Genomic DNA, 18,657 nt, shown 5'->3' with positions numbered 1-18,657 from the left:
CCGGAAGAGTCGAACGTCGCCAAGCAACGAGAGAACCTGTGCAACTTGCGCAGGTTCTTTTGTTATATATTGAGATGCGGAAACAAGACGAAACAAAGCAAAGGTAACTTTGCCCGGGAAACTGGCGTGGCGAAGCTGGAGCGACCATCATGAAAATAGCGACAGAAAACCGCCTTATTTGTAGGGCGTGCTCTTCCGGGTTACCCGCACCCAATCTTGTGCGGGGGGAGGAGCAACTGACAGCATCTGGCTGCACTTTGCAACCAGGAACCCGGACGAAGCGTTCCCAAAGGGGCTTGGGCTGCTCCGTCCGGGCTTGAATGCATGCTGCACAGGATGCTGAGCGGGCTTTTACACAAAGGGAAGGTCCGGCTTGAGCGCGTCCTCCGCTTTTTTCGATCGGGCGTTGATGGCCGTCACCGAAAGGTTGTGCAGAAGCACCGGCCTGCCGTCGTGCCGGGTTATAGAGACGGTCCGGGATTCGCCCGGCAGCAGGTCAAAATAGTTGTCGCTGAAGCAAAGCTTGCTTTGCGGCATGTCGATCCGCACCATTCGGGCGAAACCGCCCTCAGCGGTTACCGTGACCGTTTGCTCGGACTGATTGATCTCGGCGGTAAGGACAACATCGGGCAGCGATAGATCTTTATGGTCCCGCAAATAATAGAAGTTTGCCGGAATGTCCCAGTTTTCCGCCGTCAGCCGGACGGCCGCTTCGCCGGACGCCCGGCCGTTCAGCGCTTCCTCCTCCGCCACACGTCCGAGACAAACCGCGGCACCGGCGGGGACCTCCGCCCGAAATTCCTTTCGATAGACGATGGTACCGGAAAAGTCGAACACCTCCAGCGTTACGTTCCCCGTATAGTTTGTCACCCGGTCGTTTGCCACCCACACCTCCAGCGGTTGACCCGGTTCGTGTTCGATCATGGGCAGGAGCGGGTGAAAGAACGTTTTCCCATAGTAGTACGAAGCCTTCGGCAGCAGCTCGTAATCCACCATCGACCAGCTGGTACCCGGCCAGCTGTCATTAAACTGCCAGACCAGAGCTCCGCTGTTCCGCTCCTTGTTCCGCCGGTAATGCTCAATGCCGTATTTTAATCCCTCGGCTTGGGTCAGCATGGAGAAGTTGATGTATTCCTCAATGGTTTGCGGAATGCCCGTATAGCCTTCCATCAGTAAAATGCCTTTGAGGTGATTCGTATCCTTGTTGCGGTAAGCCATCTCGACGCTCCCCCAGAAGAACTGCCCGGCGGGCATGTTTTTCTCCAGGGTATAGCGGTTAGCGGAGGCATGCATGCCGAATTCACTGCTGAACAGAGCGAAGTCTTTTTTGTAGTTCTTGAAGGTGACCCCCTCGATGCTGTAGTCCAGCAGCGGTACTTCGCCGGCTTTGCGGGGATAAACCGAGCCGTGCCACACCTGCCAGTTGTGCCGGTCTCCTTCGTCCGGGTCGTTGGCGTCGTTCCCGCCGTAAGGAGAGGAAGGCCAATAAGGCCGGCTGGCGTCCAGCCGTTCGAGCGCTTCGGGTATCAGCTCATGGAAGATCTTTTCCCCGTAAAAGGGCGTCGTAATGTCTCCGGCGGAAGACTTCATGTCGTAGAGCCAGTCAATCTCGTTGTTTCCGCACCAAATGGCGAGGGAGGCGTGATTGCGCAGCCGCTTGATGTTGTCTTCGACTTCGGCGCGCACATTGTTCATGAAATCCCGGTTGTAATCGGGAAAAAGGGCGTTGGCAAAAGCAAAGTCCTGCCAGACCAGCAGGCCGAGCCGGTCGCATTCGTTGTAAAAGACATCCTTCTCGTAAATGCCCCCCGCCCAAACCCGCAGCATGTTCATGTTTCCTTTGACCGCGAGATCGAGCAGCTCCCGATAGCGCGTGTCCGGGATCGAGCCGATCAGGTTGTCGGCGGGAATCCAGTTGGCGCCTTTGGCGTAAAGCTTCACGCCGTTCAAATAAAAGGCGAACGCGTTTCGTCCCTGCTCATCCTTCAGCCGAAGCTCGACGGTGCGAATGCCGAACGGCTCCGCATACCGGTCCGCCAGCTCTCCGTCGGCGTAGAGGTCGGCCTCCAGCCGGTACAGAGCCGGCGTTCCGAGGTCGTGCGTCCACCAGAGCTCCGGCTGGGAAACGGCGAGGTCCACGGAGGCGAGCCCGGCGGCTTCGGACACTCGGGCGGACGCGGCAACCCGGCCGGATGGGGCGATCAGGCGGAAGTCCGCCGCCAGCGTTGTCCCGCGGCGAAACGCCGATGCGTCCAGCTCGACGCGCACGACCGCCTGGTCCCGGTCTGCGGTAAGCGTTCGCGCATACACGCTCTCCAGCTTGGCCAGCCTCCTCCGCTCCAGCCGCACCGGTCCCCAGATGCCGACCGTAACGATCCGCGGGCCCCAGTCCCAGCCGAAGTTCATGGCCGCTTTGCGCAGCCAGGGGCGTTCCTTGGTGTAGGAGGACCATTGAAACGGCTCCTTGTCCCGATTGTGCAAGTGAAGCGGATCGAACTTGACGGCAAGCGAGTTCCAGCCCTCGCGAAGCGCACGCGTCACGTCAAAGCAATGCCGCATCAGCATGTTGTCCGTCTGACCGATTTCCAGGCCGTTGACGAAGACGGTGGCAAAGGTGTCCAGTCCCTCAAAAATCAGTTCATGCCGTTCATCGGGGCTGCCGGCGCCCTGCCAATCGAATTTGGTGCGGTACCACCATTCCTTGTTTTCGACCCAGCGGGATTTGATGTCGTTGTGACCGAAATAAGGATCTTCGATCAGATTCCGTTCTTTGAGCGTCGTGTGAACGTCGCCCGGAACGGAAGCCGCGATCCAGTACCGGTCGTCCAGTCCGGGCGCGGCAAGGTCCAGGGGGCGTTTTTCCCCGGGTTCAAACGATTGCAGCCGCCAATGCTCGATTAACTCCATTCGGTTTCACGATCCTCTCGATGATGCCGGTATCCGGCGGGACCCGGCGGTTTGGGTGATCGGCTCGAAGCCGGCGCGTAAATTGAAAGCGCTCCCGAAAAACAGCGCCCGGCCCGTCCGACGAATCTAGGGTTACGATACCACAGCGGCGGAGGAGATGCCAGACGATTCCTTTTCGGTCAAAGAGGGAAGGGCCAAAAAGGGAAGGCGAAAAAGGAGGGCACAAGCGAAGAAAGCGCCGAGCAAAGGCGGACGGCGAACTGCTAAAGACCGCTGAAGGGATAAAAAGACGGGCGCCAAGATAAAGGAGAAGGCGCGAAGGAGCGATGCTTTAAAAACGGCCGAGAGCAAAAAGGATACCCGGAAAGCGAAAAGAAGAAAGGAGACAACAAGAATAGCCCAGGGAAGAAAACCAAGGGCTGTTAAACCTTTAGGGATTGTAATAAGAAAGATCGGTTTCGTTAAAGCGGATGACGCCGCCTTCCTTCAGCTTGCGGAACTTGAAAAACGCCACGTAATGCGGAACAAGAATCCAGACATGCGTCAGCAAAAAAGCGGCCGTATAAACCGGCGGAAGCCACACGTAGCCCAGGCACGCGGCCGCTGCGCCCACCGCCGCCAACTGGTGCAGAAGCCGCGCGTAAACGGAAAACGGGGCATAGCCGGACGGCAGGTAGCCGTACCAGAGCGGGGTCGTGCGGACAAGCCATTCCTGGGCCTGGAAGCGTCCGGTCGAAACGATATAGAAGCGCGTGATCAGCAGATGGAAAAAGGGAATGACGGCAAGGGAAGCCAGACCGGCGATCCAGCCGTCCCAGCCGAACAGAAGGCCTTCGCTGGCCAGCACGGCGAGCCAGGCTGCCGCATGGACCAGGCTCAGAATGGGGCGGACATTCAGTTTTCGGGCCAGCGTATAGCGGTAAATGGTCGCTTCTTTGGACAAATTGCGCTCTGCCATAGGTTCCTCCCGGTTGGGTCTCTCTATTATATCGGCAGGTCCGCCGCCGTTTAAAAGCGGCCGCCCAAAAAAATCGGCCGGTACAAACACGCAAACCCGCGCGCGGAATATCTATATAGCACGAAACCGCATGACGGCCAGTTTATGAAACTTGTTTCATGGGTATACTATATCGTAAAACGAGGCGGGTGAACGGCGTGGAGGAAAACGGGAAGGTTTGCATTATTTGCGGGGAACAGGGCGGCGCAGGCATTACCGTCGTTTCTGTGTTCATCTGTGAAAAATGCGAGGCGGAAATGGTGCGGACCGATGTGCAGGATGAGAAATATCCGTTTTTTATCGGCCGTTTGAAGCGGCTCTGGTATAAAAAAGACGCCTGACGTGGGCCTGGTGCCGGTTTTTTGGTATAGTGAAGGAGAACGGGCGGGAGCTTGTTCTTCTTCTTTCGTTTTTACCGGCCGTCCGAAGGGGCATTTGGCCGGTATCGCAAATACAGTGTAGCAGGAGGTTTCGCGTTGCTTACTCCGCAAGCCGCTCCCTTGGCCGAAGCGCTGGCGCGCCGCCGGCTGGCGGGGGAGACCAGTTTTCACGTTCCGGGGCATAAGGGAGGGCAAGGCCTCGACCCGCTTGGCCGGGAATTGTTTGGTGCTTTCGCGTCCGTCGATTACACGGAAATTACCGGGCTGGACGATCTCCATCATCCGGAAGGAATCATCCGGGACGCGCAGCGGCTCGCGGCGGACTGCTTCGGCGCGGAGGAGACGTTTTTCCTGGTCGGCGGCAGCACGGCCGGGAACCTGGCGCTGGTGCTCGCGCTTTGCGCCCCCGGGGACCTGCTGATCGTGCAGCGCAACGCGCACAAGTCGGTGTTGAACGGCCTTGCGCTCGCCGGCGCCCGGGCGGTGTTCCTGCCCGCCCGTGTGGATACGGCGAGCGGCCTTGCGGCGGGCGTGCGGCCGGAGGACGTGCAGGCCGCGCTGGAGCGGCACCCGGAAGCGAGAGGCGTGCTGCTCACCAACCCGAATTACTACGGCATGGCGGATGACCTGACGCGGACGGCCGAAGTCGCGCATTCCTTCGGCAAGCCGCTGCTGGTGGACGAAGCACACGGTGCGCATTTCGGCTTCCATCCGGCCCTTCCGCCTTCGGCACTGTCCTGCGGCGCGGACGGCGTCGTACAGTCCACGCACAAAATGCTCACCGCCTTCACCATGGGCGCCATGCTGCATCTGCGGGGCGGCCGCCTGAACCGGGCCGCCGTAGCGCAGGCGCTCGCCATGGTGCAGAGCTCCAGCCCGTCGTATCCGATCATGGCTTCGCTCGACCTGAGCCGGCGGCGGATGCATACGGAAGGCCGTGCCTTTCTGGAAGAGGGGCTGGCCGCCGTGAGAGAGCTGCGCGCCCGGGCGGGCGAGCTGCGCAGCCTGGCTCTCCTGGAACGCGGCGAGACGTCCGCGTACGATGCGCTGGACCCGTTCAAGGTCAGCGTTTCGGACCGGACCGGGACTTTAACGGGGTACGAGCTGCAGCTGCGGATCGAGGCGCTGGGCTGTATGGTCGAGCTGGCCGATCCCTTCCGCGCGCTTTGCCTTCTCAGTCCCGCCAGCACGCGGGAGGACGCGCTGCGACTCCATAACATTTTTTTGCGGATTGACGCGGAAATTGGTCTGAACCGGCAGGAAACCGAACCGTTTTTGGCGAATAAGTCGGGTACTCCTTTTCTTACCGAATTGTCCTCGCCGGTTTCCATCCCACGGGATTTGTCATCCGCTTTCGCTTCACGCTGCATTGTTCAATCCGTTCCGCTTCAGGAAGCCGCAGGCTGGTATGCCGCCGAAATGGTCGTGCCTTACCCGCCGGGCATCCCGGTTTTGTATCCGGGCGAACGGATTACACCCGGCACCCGGGACTATCTGCTCCGGCTGTCCGAAGCCGGGGCGCGTTTTCAGGGAGCGGCCGACCCGCGGCTAACGAGCATTCAGGCGTCGGCTCACCCATTGGATGGAGGAACAGCATGAGAGGACTCTTTGTTACCTTTGAAGGACCGGACGGCTCCGGCAAGACCACCCAGCTGCGCAGGCTGGCCGAGGAGCTGGAACGGCGGGGATATCCGGTGACCGCGACGCGCGAGCCGGGAGGAACCGAAATCAGCGACGGCATCCGCCGGATCTTGCTCGATCCCGCCAACAAGCGGATGGCCGACCGCACCGAAGTACTGCTCTACGCGGCATCCCGGGCCCAGCATGTGCAGGAACGGATCCTTCCCGCATTGGAGGAAGGCCGGATCGTGCTCTGCGACCGGTTTGTCGACGCAAGCATGGCGTATCAGGCGTACGGCCTGGGCGTCGACCCGAAGGACGTGGAGGACATCAACCGGTTCGCCACCTTCGGGCTGAAGCCGGACCGGACGTATCTGGTCGCCGTCTCGTTCGAGACGGGCCAGGCCCGGCTGGCAAAGCGGACCGCGGGCCGTCTCGACCGGATCGAAAGCAAGAGCGCGGCTTATCATGCGCGCGTGCTGGAAGGCTTCGACCGGATTGTGGCCTCCGCCGGCGAACGCATCGTGCAGGTGGACGGCGAACACGGCGAAGATGAAGTTTTTGCCGGCATTCTGGCCGATTTTCTGGCCTTTTTGGACCTTCGCTTGCCAGGCGGCAAGCTACAGGCATGATCCATTAAGAAGGAGGAATGCAAGATGAAAATGGTAGTGGCGGTCGTGCAAGACAAGGATAGCAACCGGTTGTCCAACGCGTTGATCCAGGCAGGGTTCCGCTCCACAAAGCTCGCCAGTACCGGGGGCTTCCTCAAGGCAGGCAACACCACGTTCCTGATCGGGATTGAAGACGAGCGCGTGAGCGATGTGCTGCAGGTCATCCGCAACAACGGCAAAACGCGGGATCAGCTGGTCACCCCGGTGTCGCCGATGGGCGGCACAACGGATTCTTATATTCCGTTTCCGGTAGAAGTACAAGTGGGAGGAGCCACCGTATTCGTCCTGCCGGTCGAGCGGTTTGAGCACTATTAAGCGATGAAAATCAATCCCGGCTGGCGTCCGGCCGGCCAAAACCTTCATATACCGGACGCAACGAGCAGCCAGCATGTTCAGCCGAAGCCGTTTGCCGACTTCATGCAGCAGCAGAATCAGGATTTTGCCCAAGGCGAGCTCGGAAAAATCCTGGAGCAGATTCAGCTGCAGGCGGAGCGGCTGGCCAAATCGATGACCGTTCGGGAGCTGCGCCAATACAAGCTTTTGATCAAACGGTTTCTGGAGGAAACGGCGCGGCGAGGCGTCGGCCTGCGGGAGACGCGCGGCTGGGACCGGCGCGGGCGCACCAAGCGCTACAAGCTGCTGGAAGAAATCGACGACGCGCTGACGTCCATGGCCGACGAGCTGCTTGAGTCGGAGCAGGGGCGGATCGAAATTCTGGTCCGCATCGGCGATATCAAAGGAATGCTGGTCAATTACTTTTTTTGACCGGTTTGCGGGGGCGGCAAGGCCGGGCGTACAGCCTCGGCAGCGCCGCCCTCCCGTGCGGAAAGAAGGGATCTCATCATGTCGTTTCAATCGTTTGCGGGCCAGGAACGCGCCAAGCGCATTTTGCAGAACGGGCTGAGAACAGGAAAGCTGTCCCATGCCTATCTGTTCAGCGGCCCGGCAGGCACCGGCAAACGCAAGCTGGCCTTGACGCTGGCCCAGGCGGTGTTCTGCGTGCAAGGCGGCGATGACGCCTGCGGCGAATGTGTCGAATGCCGCCGGGTGCTGCACGGCAACCATCCGGATTTCAAGCGGGTTGCGCCCGACGGAACAACGATCAAGATCGAGCAGATCCGCGGCCTGCAAAAGGAATTCGCCTATCGGTCCTCGCAGGAGCGGCCGAAGCTATATATAATTGAAGAAGCGGAAAAAATGACCGTCCAGGCCGCCAACAGCCTGCTGAAATTTTTGGAGGAGCCGGCGGCGCGCGTTACGGCAGTTTTGATTACCGACAACGGACAAGCCTTGCTCCCGACGATCCAGTCGCGGACGCAGCTGGTGCCGTTCGTCCCGGAGGACCCGGAGGCAATGGCCCGGCGGCTCACGGAGGAAGGCATAAGCGCAGCGCTGGCCCGCCCCGCCGCCCGGCTGGCGGCCGGAAGCGAAGCGGCCGGGGAATTGGCCCGTACGGAATGGTTTGCCGAAGCGCGAAGCGCGATGGTACAATTGGCTAAGGAAACGCTGACGCGTTTTCCCGATGCGATGCTGACCGCCCAGCAGAAGCTCCTGAAGGGAGAACTGGCGGAGCGGCTGGAAACCGTTCTGGATTTGTGGATGCTGTGGCTAAAAGATATGATTTTGCTGCAATGCGGCCAGAAGGAACGGATCGTATTTGTCGACCAGACGGAATGGATGTCCGAGAAGGCGTTTTCCCGCGAGCTGCCGTATTGGGTTGCGGCGATCGAGTTGGTGGCGGAAACCCGGAAACGGTTAAGATACCATGTCAACCCGCAGCTAGCGGTGGAAAAGTTGATCATGGATATGCAAGGGGGCTAGGCTTTGTATTGTGTAGTAGGGGTGCGTTTCAAGCGGGCCGGCAAAGTGTTTTATTTCGATCCCCACGAGCTTCCCGTCGAGAAAGACCAGAGCGTTATCGTCGATACGGCGAGAGGACTGGAGTACGGCAAGGTTGTGATCGGAAAGCGGGACGTGCCTGAGGATGATGTCGTATTGCCTCTGAAGAAAGTCATTCGGATCGCGGACGCGAACGATGCCTCCCTGGTGGAAGGAAACCGCAAGGCGGCAGGCGAAGCGTTTCATATATGCCAGGTCAAAATCAGGGACCACGATTTGAAAATGAAGCTGATTGACGTGGAATATACCTTTGACCGCAACAAGATCATTTTCTATTTCACGGCGGACGGCCGCGTCGATTTCCGCGAGCTGGTCAAAGACCTGGCAAGCGTCTTCCGGACGCGTATCGAGCTCCGCCAGATCGGCGTGCGCGACGAAGCCAAGCTGCTCGGCGGCATCGGGCCGTGCGGGCGGATCCTTTGCTGCTCGTCGTTCCTCGGCGACTTCGAGCCGGTGTCGATCAAGATGGCGAAGGACCAGAACCTGTCGCTCAACCCGACCAAGATCTCGGGCCTGTGCGGAAGATTGATGTGCTGCCTGAAATATGAGCATGATAATTACGAAAGCGTCAAGACGGAGCTTCCGAAGCCCGGAAAGCATGTGTTGACCTCGTACGGACTCGGCAAGGTGCTGAGCCTGAACTCAGGCGAGCGGACCGTCCGGGTGCAAATTTTCGACCTGAACAACAAGGTAATGGAGCTGCCCGCCGACGATGTGGCGGAGCAGGAGTGACGACCGCGGGGCCGATTGAAGGGTTCGCGAAGAACTTACCGGAACGTTGGGGTGAAGCGGTGGACAAGAAAGACATTTTCCTTCAACTGGAACAAATCGAAGACAAAATGGGCTTGACGTACGCCGATCTCGGCATGCTGAAGCAAAAAATCGTTTACCTCCTGGAAGAGAACAACCGGCTTCAGGCGGAGAACAGCCAGCTTCGTTCGCTTCTCAAAAAAAGCGAAGCCGCCAAAGAAGCGGAGCCGGCGGACAAAGCCGCCGCGGTCGGCACAGGACACGATAACCTGACGCGCTTATATAATGAAGGGTTTCATATTTGCAACGTGTATTTCGGGCATCTCCGAACCGAGGGCGACTGCTTGTTCTGCTTGTCGTTCTTAAATAAGTAAGCAACCGCCGCGGGGGCAACGGTCCCCGCGGTTTTTTGGAATGTCCGGAAGCGGAATGACGGAGGATGAGCATGAACAGAAGGCTGGAATCGGAGCTGCGTCCGGGGGAGCGGGTGGACGACCTGCTCCGCAACAACCTGGGGATCATACAAAGCGACGAGGTGTTTTCCTTTTCGATGGATGCGGTGCTGCTGTCCCGGTTTTGCTCCGCGCCCCCGAAAGGGCGCATTCTTGATTTGTGCACCGGAAACGGCGTGATTCCCCTTTTGCTGACGGCCCGGACCAAGGCTGCCGTCTGGGGGGTGGAGCTTCAGGAGCGTCTCGCGGATATGGCGGCGAGAAGCGTCCGGATGAACGGGCTGGAGGAACGGGTCACCATTATGAACATGGACCTGAAGGATGCCCACCGGGAGCTCGGCTACGGCCGGTTTGACCTGGTGACGGTGAATCCGCCGTATTTGCCGGTGGTGGCCGGAGAGCAGAACGGAAATCCGCATTTTGCCGCCGCACGGCACGAAATCCACTGTACGCTGGAGGATGTCGTCGCAGCCTGCGCCCGCCTGACCAAAGCGGGAGGCAAGGCGGCGATAGTGCACCGGCCCTCCCGGCTGACCGATCTGCTGGGGCTGATGCGGCAGTATCGGCTGGAGCCGAAGCGGCTTCGCTTCGTGCATCCGCGTGCGGGAGAGGAAGCGAACATGGTGCTGGTGGAAGGCATCCGGGACGGCAAGCCCGACCTGCGGCTGCTGCCGCCGCTGATGGTCTATAAGAACAAAACGGACTATTGTGACGAATTGAGGGAGATTTATTTTGGCGCAGACGCAGCCGCTGCGGCGGAAGCGCCCGGGGCAAGCGGGGAGGACGGAGCATGAACCTGCAAAAGAGCTTTGAAGGACCGGCGGAGGGCGGAGCCCTCTACCTGGTCGGCACGCCGATCGGCAACCTGGAGGACATGACCTACCGGGCCGTCCGCATCCTGCGCGAAGCCGACCTCATCGCCGCCGAGGACACGAGGCAGACGCGCAAGCTGCTTGCCCATTACGAGATAAGCGGCCGCCTGGTGAGCTATCACGAGCACAACAAGGCGGCCAGCGGCCGCGAGCTGGTCCGGCTGATGACAGAGGGGAAGCGCATCGCGCTTGTATCCGACGCCGGCATGCCGGCCATTTCCGATCCGGGAGCGGACCTGGCCCGGGAGGCCATCGAGGCGGGCCTTCCGGTTATTCCGGTGCCGGGGCCGAACGCCGCGTTGTCGGCGCTCGTCATGTCCGGGCTGCCCACGGAGCAATTCCTGTTTGTCGGCTTCCCGCCGCGAGGCAAGAAAAAGCTCCAGGAGGAGCTGGCGGCCCTGCGGACGGTGCCGGCTACGCTTCTGTTCTATGAATCCCCTCACCGGGTCGTCAAAACGGTGCAGGCCATGCGCGAAGTATTCGGCGAACGCCGCGCCGCGCTGATCCGCGAGCTGACCAAGCGGCACGAGGAGGCCGCGCGCGGCACGCTCGGCGAGCTTGCCGCCTTTCTGGAAGAGCATCCTCCCCTTGGCGAGTATGTTCTGGCTGTCGAAGGACGTCAAGCCGCCGGTCGCAGGACCGGAGGAAGCGGACCGGGCAGCGGCGAGGCGGGCGATGCCGAAGCCGGCGGAGAGAGCCCGGGAGCCCAGGGAATGGAAGGACAAGCCGGTGCGGGGGCCGACGCGGATTCGGGCGGATCGGCCCGCTGGATGGAAGAGCAGGAAGACGGCTGGTGGAACGGGCTGACGGTGCGGGAGCATGTGGACCGGTATTTGGAGCAGGGGGCGGAACGAAAGGAAGCCATGAAGAAGGCGGCGGCCGACCGGGGCGTTTCCAAGCGGGATATATACCGGGAGCTGCTGTAGCGGCAAGGAAAGGCAGCGGTGGTGCAGCGGAGGACGGGGAGAAGACAAAAAAAAGCTCCCCGACTTTGCGGTTGCCGTTCCGCAAAACTCGGGGAGTAAGGAGATATAGAAAGGTTATAAATAACAAAATGGGATTTCCTCTATTATACTATAGGTTTGTTACTTTGTCACCGGTTCCGGCATATCGGAAATGCAGCTGTTGCACACAATTTTTCCTTTAAAGTAAGTAACGTTCTCGGCATTGCCGCAGAAAATGCAAGCGGGCTCGTATTTCTTGAGCATGATGCGCTCGCCGTCCACATAAATTTCAAGGGCGTCTTTCTCGCCGATGCCCAGCGTGCGGCGAAGCTCGATCGGAATAACTACGCGTCCAAGTTCGTCTACTTTTCTCACAATGCCTGTCGATTTCATCATATACAATCATCCCTCCGGTTTAAATAGATCAATAGATCATCGTCATAATTCGACATGAAACTCTTAAATATAATACCAACCATTCCCATAACAGTCAACCGGAATTATCGGGTAATTTTCTGAAAAATAATAAAGAAATTTAAACATTCGAAAAACATTGTTTCTATGCGGTTTTTCGGGCTATCTAGAAAATATTACGTTTTCATAAGGCCTTATTATAGTTGGAAGAATAGATTCGACATTAATCGACAGAATCGCGGGTAAATGTCGAATAAGGGGGAGGAAAAAGATGGAACGTCTTCAGGAAGAAAAGGTATTCAAAGACCCGGTGCACCGGTATATTTACGTGCAGGACAAGGTGATTTGGGATCTCGTCAATTCCCGGGAGTTTCAGCGGCTGCGGCGGATCCGCCAGCTCGGCACCTCCTATTTGACTTTTCACGGGGCGGAGCACAGCCGCTTCTCCCATTCGCTCGGCGTCTATGAAATTACGCGCCGGGTGCTCTCGCAATTTGAACGCGGGGGATACGGAGAGTGGACGCACGAGGAGCGGATGCTCTGCCTGTGCGCCGCCCTCCTGCACGATGTCGGCCACGGGCCTTTCTCGCATTCCATGGAAAAGACGTTCGGGATGAACCACGAGGATTGGTCCTGCCGCATTATCCTCGGCCCGACGGAAGTAAACAGCGTGCTGAAAAGGGTCGCGCCGGACTTTCCCGAGCAGGTGGCCGGCGTCATCTGCAAAACGCACGCCAACCCGGTCGCGGTAAGCCTCATCTCCAGCCAGCTGGATGCCGACCGGATGGATTATCTGCTGCGGGATGCGTATTTCACCGGCGTCAATTACGGCACCTTCGACCTCGACCGGATTTTGCGGGTGATGCGTCCGCTCCGGACGGGCATTGTCGTCAAGGAAAGCGGCATGCATGCGGTGGAGGATTATCTCATGTCGCGTTATCAGATGTATTGGCAGATTTATTTTCATCCGGTGACGCGAAGCGCGGAAATTTTGCTGACGCATATTTTGCTTCGGGCCAAGGTGCTTTATGAAGAAGGATACGCTTTCGGTTTTCTTTTGCCGCCTCTGGAGCGGCTGCTGGAGGGGAAGCTGGGGGTCGAGGATTACCTGGGGCTCGACGAGGCCGTTATGCAGGCGGTGTTTTCCCAATGGATGCAGGAGCCGGACGCCGTTTTGGCCGACTTGAGCCGCCGCTTCCTGTATCGCAAGCTGCTCCGGTACGTGCCCGCGGAAGGTTTGTCCGCTCCCTTCATGGAGCGGGTAAAAGCGGCGGTTGCGGAAGCGGGCTGGCACCCGGATTATTACCTGAAAGCGGACTTCCCGTCGGATTTGCCTTACGACGTTTACCGGCCCGGGGAAAACGACGAGAAGCTGCCGATTCTGCTGCTCGGCAAGGACGGCAAGCTGGAGGAAATTTCGCGGCGCTCGGAAATCGTCCGTTCGATCAGCGGCGTTCACGCGGGGATTAATCATCTGTATTTTCCGCAAGAGGTACTGGCCTTTGAGGGGCTGCCCGAGGACGTTCGCCGGTTTCTGGAGCTGGGATGATCCCGTCCGAATGACGGCGCGGCGCCGAAGCAAGCTTGGCGAGCCGGAATAAAACGGCGCACCCTGCGCGTATTCCCCGAAAATGGCTGTCGAACCGGCCGGAAACGGGTAAAATGAATAGCGAAAGGGGACGAAGCTATGCTGACGGACACACATGCGCATCTCAACGCGCCGGAATTCGACGAAGACCGCGAGGAGACGATCGCCCGCGCCCGCGAGGCCGGCGTGACGCGGATTGTCAATATCGGCTTTAACCGGGAAACGATTCCGACGTCGCTTCAACTGGCGGAGGACTATGATTTTATCTGGACGGCGGTGGGCTGGCATCCGCAGGACGCGAAGGACATGCTGCCCGGCGATCTGGAGTGGATTGAGGAGCTGTGCGGCCATCCGAAGGTGGTGGCCATCGGGGAGATCGGGCTGGATTATTACTGGGATACGTCGCCCAAGGACGTGCAGGACCGCGTTTTCCGCGAGCAGGTCCGCCTGGCCCGGAAGGTCGGCAAACCGATCGTCATACACAACCGGGACGCCCATCATGACGTCGTGCAGGTGCTCAAGGAAGAAAAAGCCGCCGAGGTCGGCGGCATCATGCACTGTTATTCGGGCAGCTGGGAAACGGCGAAGCAGTGCCTCGACCTGGGCTTCCACATTTCCTTCGGCGGGCCGGTCACCTTCAAGAACGCCCGCCAGCCGAAGGAAGTGCTGGCGCAGGTGCCGCTCGACCGGCTGCTGATCGAAACGGACAGCCCCTACCTGACCCCGCATCCGTTTCGCGGGAAACGCAATGAGTCGGCGCACGTCCGGCTGGTCGCAGAAGCGGCGGCGGAGATCCGCGGGATGACCGTGGAGGAGATCGCCCGGATCACCACCGATAACGCGGTCCGGCTTCTTGGGCTGACGTAAAGCCTCCGCCGGAAAAGGCGGAAAGGGCATACTGTGCAAGCAGAAGCAGCCCGGAAAAAAGCGGGCTTCCGTACGCAAAGATCACTTTGCGTAACCGGAAGCCCGTTCTTTGCGTTTCAGGACGGAAAGCCCGTAGGCGGCCGCATAGGCCGCCCCGGCGAAGAAGGCGATCAGCGCCGGAAGCAGTCCGTAGCCCGCAGCAGCCAAAACCGCCGAAAGCAGGAGCGCCTGCGCCGTTAACGAAACGGTCAGGATGCGCGACGCCGCCCGTTTGCCCGCTCCCGGCTGCGTCGGATAGAGGTACAGCCAGGACGTGTAGCGGTGATAGCTGCCGACCGCCGCTGTCTGCAGCCCGGTCATAAACAGCACCAGGGCATAAAAGAGGGTCTGCGCGTACGGATGCCGGAACAGCGCGATCAGCACGGCCCCGAGCAGCGTCAGCCGGAGCGCGATGGCGAAAGGCTCGCGGCGCGTGTAGGTTTTGGCGTAGAGGTACAGGATCGCTTTTTCCCGGGTGAACGCGATGCGTTCCGCGAAGGAGGCGATCCCGCTTCGCCGCCGGATGACGCCTCCTTGGCCGGGTACGTCCGTGAACCAGCCCAGGAAGGCGTAGACGCGGGCCTTTTGCTTCCGCTCGCGCTCGATCAGCGCGAGCCACGGGAAGCGCTGGGCCGGGCCCGCCGCGAGCAGCGCTGCCGTCGCAAGCGCGCCCGCCGCGAGCGCCGCAGCCGCCCAGGCCGGGCCGAAGCGCCACAGCGCGTACGCGGCCGCGGCGGCGGTGAGCCAGCGCGCGGCAGCCGCCGCCCGCCGCTGGGCCGGGCGCACGAGGCGCGGCTCGCGCACGGCGGCGGCGACAGCCGCGGCTTTCGCCGCCGCGGCGAGCAGCAGCGGCCAGGCGATCGCCATGGCCGCCGGTCCGGCCGCGCGCAGGTAAAGCGGCCACAGCGCCACGACGGCGGCGGCCGCGAGCAGCGCCTGCCGCGTGAAGGCGGCGCGCGCTGCGCGGCGGAGGTAGGCGGCCATGCGCGCCTCCGCCGGCAGCAGGAAGACGCGGTCCGCTTCCTGCAGGAACGTGCGGACCGGCGTCCAGCCGAGCGCCAGCGCCAGCACCGGCACAGCGATTCGCCGCCAGGGGAAGCCGGGCGGCATCCGGTCGAGTGCCCAGCCGTAGGCGGGGATGGCCGTCAGGAGCGCCAGCGCGAGCAACATGCCCGCGCCGCTCCGCAGGACGTCCATCCAGTACGGCAGCGTCTCGCGCAGGGCGCGGGCCCGCCGCCCGCTCCAGAGGCCTGCGCCGTTCAACCCGCCGTCGGCCCCCGCCGCGCCGCCGGACGTGCGGCCCTGTCCTCCCGGCGGCTGCCCGCCCGCGCCGCCGCCGGCCCCCGCCGGCCGGCCCTGCGGCGTTTGCCCGGGCCCCGGGCCGTTGCCGCTTGTCATAACACGCCGCCTCCTTCGCCGACCAGCCGGAAGAACACGTCGTCGAGGTCCGCTTCCGCCGGAGCGCCGGACGCCGCGCGGACGTCGGCCAGCGTGCCCTTGGCGGCGATTTCGCCGCGCTGCAGCACGACGTAGCGGTCGCAGTACCGCTCCAAGGTGGAGAGAATGTGCGAGCTGATAAGGAAGCTCGCCCCCTTCTTCTTGAACGAATCCATCAGCTCCAGCAGGGAGCGGATGCCAAGCGGGTCGAGCCCGAGGAATGGCTCGTCGATGATGTAAAGCGGCGCTTCGATCAGAAAAGCGTTCATCAGCATCACCTTTTGCCGCATGCCCTTGGAAAGATGCATCGGAAAGCTGTCCGCTTTTTCCTCCATGCGGAACCGCTTCATCAGCTCCGAAGTCCGTGTTTCAAAAGCCGTCCGGTCGAGGCCGTAGACGCGGGCCGTCAATTCCAGGTGCTCCCGGATGGTCAGCTCGTCGTACAGCTCCGGGCTTTCCGGGACGAACGCAAACGACGACCGGTAGGCTTCGGGGTTGTCGCGCAGCCCGGCGCCGCGAACGCGCACCGCGCCGCGCTGGGGCTCCATCAGCCCGAGAATGTGCTTGATGGCCGTGCTTTTGCCTGCGCCGTTCAGCCCGATCAGGCCGACCATCTCCCCTTTGCCGACCGTAAAGGTCAGGTCGCGGATTACCGGTTTGTTGTAGAGGTAACCGCCAAAGAGGCCTTCCACTTCCAAAATCGTTTCCATGGTTCACCGCCGAAAAGACAGGCGTCCGGCACCGCCGCAAAGCGGCGCTTCCGTGCCGGGGAAGCCCGTCCGAATAGAAAGCAATCCTTCCCGCCTAAAAGCGGTTGCAAGGAGGCTGGACCGGTCTTCAAAAAATCGTAAAAATCTTTCCAAACCGGTGCAACTTTTGGGGCTGTTCGTGCGTTGTATAAGTGAAGGATTTGTTCCATTTTATTATAAACTTGTAGGGCTTGGAAGCAAAGAAACTCTGAAATCGTGAGAAAATGGTGGGCTAGAGCCCGATATAAGGAGAAACAGGCAAGGTTTATTCGGCCATTTGCGGATTTTGGCTGAGTATGCCTTTTTTTTGCTGTTTATTCCGGGACGGCCGCCCTTTACATGTGCAGACGCAGGGCGTAATATACATTCAGGATAACTTAATATTACCATGCCAATTTTCCAAATTATCGCTGAGTTCCATTTGGGAAACGGGGGAACCGCAAGCGGACGGCCGGGGTAAGCAACCGGCAGCCTGCAGGTTTAGGGGTGAATCGGGGAGGATTTTAGCTCTCCGTAGGGCGACTCTCGCGCCCGAATCCGTCAGCTAACCTCGTAAGCGTGAAGAGAGAGGTATTGATCGGGCGGGTGTTTTTTTGCTCCGAGAAGTTCCTCTTCTTAGGGCTTTTTTGTGTTCCGAGGTCCTAAGAGACTCAAATGGATAAGTTTTCGAGAAAGCGAGGTGAAGGCGTTACACACGGGCCGTGAGACCGGCAGGCTGAAAACGGAAATTGGCGCCAGTGATGAGCGAACACCAAAATCCCTAGTCACGTCAGATGGAATCATGCATAACAGTCGATGGCGAGGCTCTCAAGGAGGACCGAAGAAGTGGGAGACACGAATTTGAATCCCCATGTAAAACGATCATCCAGCATGTCCTTCGCATTGCGTTGGAAGCATGAAAACCTGCGCAGGTATACATTTCTCGCGTTGTTCACTTTAACGGTGACCATTATGTTTTTCATGTTGCTGAACGGCACCTACAACAAAACGATTGCGCTTGTTGTAGACGGCCAGGAGATGGAAGTCAAAACGCACGGACTAACTGTGCAGCATGTGTTGGAGGATCAAGGCGTAACGGTAGGCAGCTATGACAAGCTGTCCCAGCCGCTCGACGCCAAATTGAAGCACGGCGACCGGATCGAGCTGACCCGGGCACGGAGCTTTACGGTAACGGCAGACGGAAAGACCCGTTTGTTCCACACGGTTGAAAAAACGGTGGACGCGGCGCTCCGGGAGGCGCGCATCACCGTCAATACGGACGACAAATTATCCCTCGCATTGAACGAAACACTAACCGACCACGCAGCAATCCAGATCGTCCGGGTTACGAAGGAGCAGACCAAGCAGGTCGTTCCGATTGCCTTTAAGGTGACCACCCAGAATGACGACAAACTGCTGAAAGGCAAGCAGCAGACCCTCCAGGAGGGGAAAGCCGGAAGCAAGGTCATTACCAAGGAGCGCGTTTTTGAAGACGGCAAGCTGGTCAAGGAGAGTACGATTTCCGAAGCGGTCGCCGCCAAGAGCGTGAACAAGATCGTCGCAGTCGGGACCAAAAAACCGGTGGTTACGCTGGCCGCCAAGCCCGAAACGAAGAAACCTGCGGCACAAACGGCATCGAAAGCAAAGACGCAGACTGTCGTGAAGGACGGTGTGCCCGTCAGCTATAAGAAGCTTATCAGCAACGTTACCTTGACGGCTTATTCCGCCCACGCTCCGTCTACCGGCAAAAGCCCGGGAGACAGCGGCTTCGGCATCACCCGTACCGGCACCAAAGTGACCGAGGGCCGCACCATTGCGGTCGATCCGGGCGTCATTCCGCTCGGCTGGTGGGTGTATATCGAAGGAATCGGCTACCGCCGCGCCGAGGATACCGGCAGCGCGGTCAAGGGCAACAAAATCGACGTTTATTACGACAGCGAAGCGTACGCCCAGCAGTTCGGGCTCAAGCGAGGCTACACGGTATATGTCATCGGGCCGAAGAAGCCGACCGCCGAATAAGCGCGGTTGCGCGGAATCCCATTCATCTGATATAGTATTTTTAACCAAAGGAGAGGCATTCGCCTCTCCTTTT

18 protein-coding genes and 1 riboswitch are annotated in these 18,657 nt (G+C 59.9%); of the genes, 13 read left to right on the top strand and 5 right to left on the bottom strand.

Features of this window, described 5'->3' with window-relative positions; all coding sequences use genetic code 11:
- Nucleotides 1–351: 351 nt before the first annotated feature.
- Nucleotides 352–2,907, bottom strand: coding sequence for a beta-mannosidase (locus AC6I6H_RS17810; RefSeq protein ID WP_497955346.1), 2,556 nt, complete (start codon nucleotides 2,905–2,907; stop codon nucleotides 352–354).
- A gap of 430 nt (nucleotides 2,908–3,337) precedes the next feature.
- Nucleotides 3,338–3,865 carry a hypothetical protein gene (locus AC6I6H_RS17805; protein ID WP_497955345.1) on the bottom strand — a complete coding sequence of 176 codons (528 nt, stop codon included), beginning with the start codon at nucleotides 3,863–3,865 and terminating at the stop codon, nucleotides 3,338–3,340.
- A gap of 197 nt (nucleotides 3,866–4,062) precedes the next feature.
- Between AC6I6H_RS17805 and AC6I6H_RS17800 the strand changes: the two genes are divergently transcribed.
- From AC6I6H_RS17800 to rsmI, 10 genes are all read left to right on the top strand, one after another.
- A complete protein-coding gene (locus AC6I6H_RS17800) occupies nucleotides 4,063–4,245 on the top strand; it encodes a sigma factor G inhibitor Gin (protein WP_497955344.1) in 183 nt (60 codons plus the stop codon).
- Between the two features lie 135 nt (nucleotides 4,246–4,380).
- On the top strand, nucleotides 4,381–5,883 hold the full coding sequence (locus AC6I6H_RS17795) for an aminotransferase class I/II-fold pyridoxal phosphate-dependent enzyme (RefSeq protein WP_497955343.1): 1,503 nt from the start codon (nucleotides 4,381–4,383) through the stop codon (nucleotides 5,881–5,883).
- On the top strand, nucleotides 5,880–6,536 hold the full coding sequence (gene tmk, locus AC6I6H_RS17790) for a dTMP kinase (RefSeq protein WP_497955342.1): 657 nt from the start codon (nucleotides 5,880–5,882) through the stop codon (nucleotides 6,534–6,536). The genes AC6I6H_RS17795 and tmk overlap by 4 nt, the downstream gene beginning before the upstream one ends.
- Nucleotides 6,537–6,560: 24 nt before the next feature.
- A complete protein-coding gene (gene darA, locus AC6I6H_RS17785; RefSeq protein ID WP_497955341.1) occupies nucleotides 6,561–6,890 on the top strand; it encodes a cyclic di-AMP receptor DarA in 330 nt (109 codons plus the stop codon).
- A 3-nt stretch (nucleotides 6,891–6,893) separates the two neighbouring features.
- On the top strand, nucleotides 6,894–7,340 hold the full coding sequence (locus AC6I6H_RS17780) for a YaaR family protein (protein WP_497955340.1): 447 nt from the start codon (nucleotides 6,894–6,896) through the stop codon (nucleotides 7,338–7,340).
- A 78-nt stretch (nucleotides 7,341–7,418) separates the two neighbouring features.
- Complete coding sequence (gene holB, locus AC6I6H_RS17775; RefSeq protein WP_497955339.1) at nucleotides 7,419–8,396, top strand: DNA polymerase III subunit delta'; 978 nt, start codon at nucleotides 7,419–7,421, stop codon at nucleotides 8,394–8,396.
- A gap of 3 nt (nucleotides 8,397–8,399) precedes the next feature.
- Nucleotides 8,400–9,206 (top strand): PSP1 domain-containing protein, encoded by an 807-nt coding sequence (locus AC6I6H_RS17770; protein WP_497955338.1) that lies wholly within the window; start codon nucleotides 8,400–8,402, stop codon nucleotides 9,204–9,206.
- A 59-nt stretch (nucleotides 9,207–9,265) separates the two neighbouring features.
- Nucleotides 9,266–9,598: a DNA replication initiation control protein YabA gene (gene yabA / locus AC6I6H_RS17765; RefSeq protein WP_497955348.1), complete on the top strand. Its 333-nt coding sequence runs from the start codon at nucleotides 9,266–9,268 to the stop codon at nucleotides 9,596–9,598.
- A 71-nt stretch (nucleotides 9,599–9,669) separates the two neighbouring features.
- Nucleotides 9,670–10,470 carry a tRNA1(Val) (adenine(37)-N6)-methyltransferase gene (locus AC6I6H_RS17760; protein ID WP_497955337.1) on the top strand — a complete coding sequence of 267 codons (801 nt, stop codon included), beginning with the start codon at nucleotides 9,670–9,672 and terminating at the stop codon, nucleotides 10,468–10,470.
- The gene (rsmI, locus tag AC6I6H_RS17755; protein ID WP_497955336.1) at nucleotides 10,467–11,474 is read left to right on the top strand and encodes a 16S rRNA (cytidine(1402)-2'-O)-methyltransferase; all 1,008 of its coding nucleotides are present in this window, start codon (nucleotides 10,467–10,469) and stop codon (nucleotides 11,472–11,474) included. Before AC6I6H_RS17760 ends, rsmI begins: the two co-directional genes overlap by 4 nt.
- A gap of 159 nt (nucleotides 11,475–11,633) precedes the next feature.
- Here rsmI and AC6I6H_RS17750 read toward each other — a convergent pair whose 3' ends face one another.
- Nucleotides 11,634–11,888, bottom strand: coding sequence for an AbrB/MazE/SpoVT family DNA-binding domain-containing protein (locus AC6I6H_RS17750; RefSeq protein WP_497955335.1), 255 nt, complete (start codon nucleotides 11,886–11,888; stop codon nucleotides 11,634–11,636).
- 289 nt (nucleotides 11,889–12,177) lie between these two features.
- On the opposite strand from AC6I6H_RS17750, the gene AC6I6H_RS17745 reads away from it, so the two are divergent.
- On the top strand, nucleotides 12,178–13,455 hold the full coding sequence (locus AC6I6H_RS17745) for an HD domain-containing protein (RefSeq protein WP_497955334.1): 1,278 nt from the start codon (nucleotides 12,178–12,180) through the stop codon (nucleotides 13,453–13,455).
- A gap of 138 nt (nucleotides 13,456–13,593) precedes the next feature.
- Entirely contained in the window at nucleotides 13,594–14,361 is a 768-nt protein-coding gene (locus tag AC6I6H_RS17740; protein ID WP_497955333.1) for a TatD family hydrolase, read from the top strand.
- Between the two features lie 81 nt (nucleotides 14,362–14,442).
- Here the strand turns inward: AC6I6H_RS17740 and AC6I6H_RS17735 are convergent, their stop codons facing one another.
- Together AC6I6H_RS17735 and AC6I6H_RS17730 are read right to left on the bottom strand one after the other, a co-directional pair.
- Nucleotides 14,443–15,798: an ABC transporter permease gene (locus tag AC6I6H_RS17735; RefSeq protein ID WP_497955332.1), complete on the bottom strand. Its 1,356-nt coding sequence runs from the start codon at nucleotides 15,796–15,798 to the stop codon at nucleotides 14,443–14,445.
- Nucleotides 15,795–16,547: an ABC transporter ATP-binding protein gene (locus AC6I6H_RS17730; protein WP_497955331.1), complete on the bottom strand. Its 753-nt coding sequence runs from the start codon at nucleotides 16,545–16,547 to the stop codon at nucleotides 15,795–15,797. The genes AC6I6H_RS17735 and AC6I6H_RS17730 overlap by 4 nt, the downstream gene beginning before the upstream one ends.
- A gap of 437 nt (nucleotides 16,548–16,984) precedes the next feature.
- A riboswitch (cyclic di-AMP (ydaO/yuaA leader) is annotated at nucleotides 16,985–17,161 on the top strand.
- Nucleotides 17,162–17,411: 250 nt separating this feature from the next.
- Between AC6I6H_RS17730 and AC6I6H_RS17725 the strand changes: the two genes are divergently transcribed.
- Nucleotides 17,412–18,584, top strand: coding sequence for a resuscitation-promoting factor (locus AC6I6H_RS17725; protein WP_497955330.1), 1,173 nt, complete (start codon nucleotides 17,412–17,414; stop codon nucleotides 18,582–18,584).
- Nucleotides 18,585–18,657: the final 73 nt, after the last annotated feature.

Source organism: Gorillibacterium sp. sgz306347, assembly GCF_059735245.1.
The sequence above is the reverse complement of the archived record's forward strand: the minus strand, read 5'-3'. Positions and strand labels throughout refer to the sequence as shown.

Bases quoted from the DNA above. Each gene is read 5' to 3' on its own strand.
- AC6I6H_RS17760 (WP_497955337.1), top strand. From the start codon at position 9,670: ATGAACAGAAGGCTGGAATCGGAGCTGCGTCCGGGGGAGCGGGTGGAC.
- AC6I6H_RS17750 (WP_497955335.1), bottom strand. From the start codon at position 11,888: ATGATGAAATCGACAGGCATTGTGAGAAAAGTAGACGAACTTGGACGC.
- AC6I6H_RS17780 (WP_497955340.1), top strand. From the start codon at position 6,894: ATGAAAATCAATCCCGGCTGGCGTCCGGCCGGCCAAAACCTTCATATA.
- tmk (WP_497955342.1), top strand. From the start codon at position 5,880: ATGAGAGGACTCTTTGTTACCTTTGAAGGACCGGACGGCTCCGGCAAG.
- AC6I6H_RS17745 (WP_497955334.1), top strand. From the start codon at position 12,178: ATGGAACGTCTTCAGGAAGAAAAGGTATTCAAAGACCCGGTGCACCGG.
- AC6I6H_RS17730 (WP_497955331.1), bottom strand. From the start codon at position 16,547: ATGGAAACGATTTTGGAAGTGGAAGGCCTCTTTGGCGGTTACCTCTAC.
- AC6I6H_RS17805 (WP_497955345.1), bottom strand. From the start codon at position 3,865: ATGGCAGAGCGCAATTTGTCCAAAGAAGCGACCATTTACCGCTATACG.
- AC6I6H_RS17810 (WP_497955346.1), bottom strand. From the start codon at position 2,907: ATGGAGTTAATCGAGCATTGGCGGCTGCAATCGTTTGAACCCGGGGAA.
- AC6I6H_RS17740 (WP_497955333.1), top strand. From the start codon at position 13,594: ATGCTGACGGACACACATGCGCATCTCAACGCGCCGGAATTCGACGAA.
- holB (WP_497955339.1), top strand. From the start codon at position 7,419: ATGTCGTTTCAATCGTTTGCGGGCCAGGAACGCGCCAAGCGCATTTTG.
- AC6I6H_RS17735 (WP_497955332.1), bottom strand. From the start codon at position 15,798: ATGACAAGCGGCAACGGCCCGGGGCCCGGGCAAACGCCGCAGGGCCGG.
- rsmI (WP_497955336.1), top strand. From the start codon at position 10,467: ATGAACCTGCAAAAGAGCTTTGAAGGACCGGCGGAGGGCGGAGCCCTC.
- darA (WP_497955341.1), top strand. From the start codon at position 6,561: ATGAAAATGGTAGTGGCGGTCGTGCAAGACAAGGATAGCAACCGGTTG.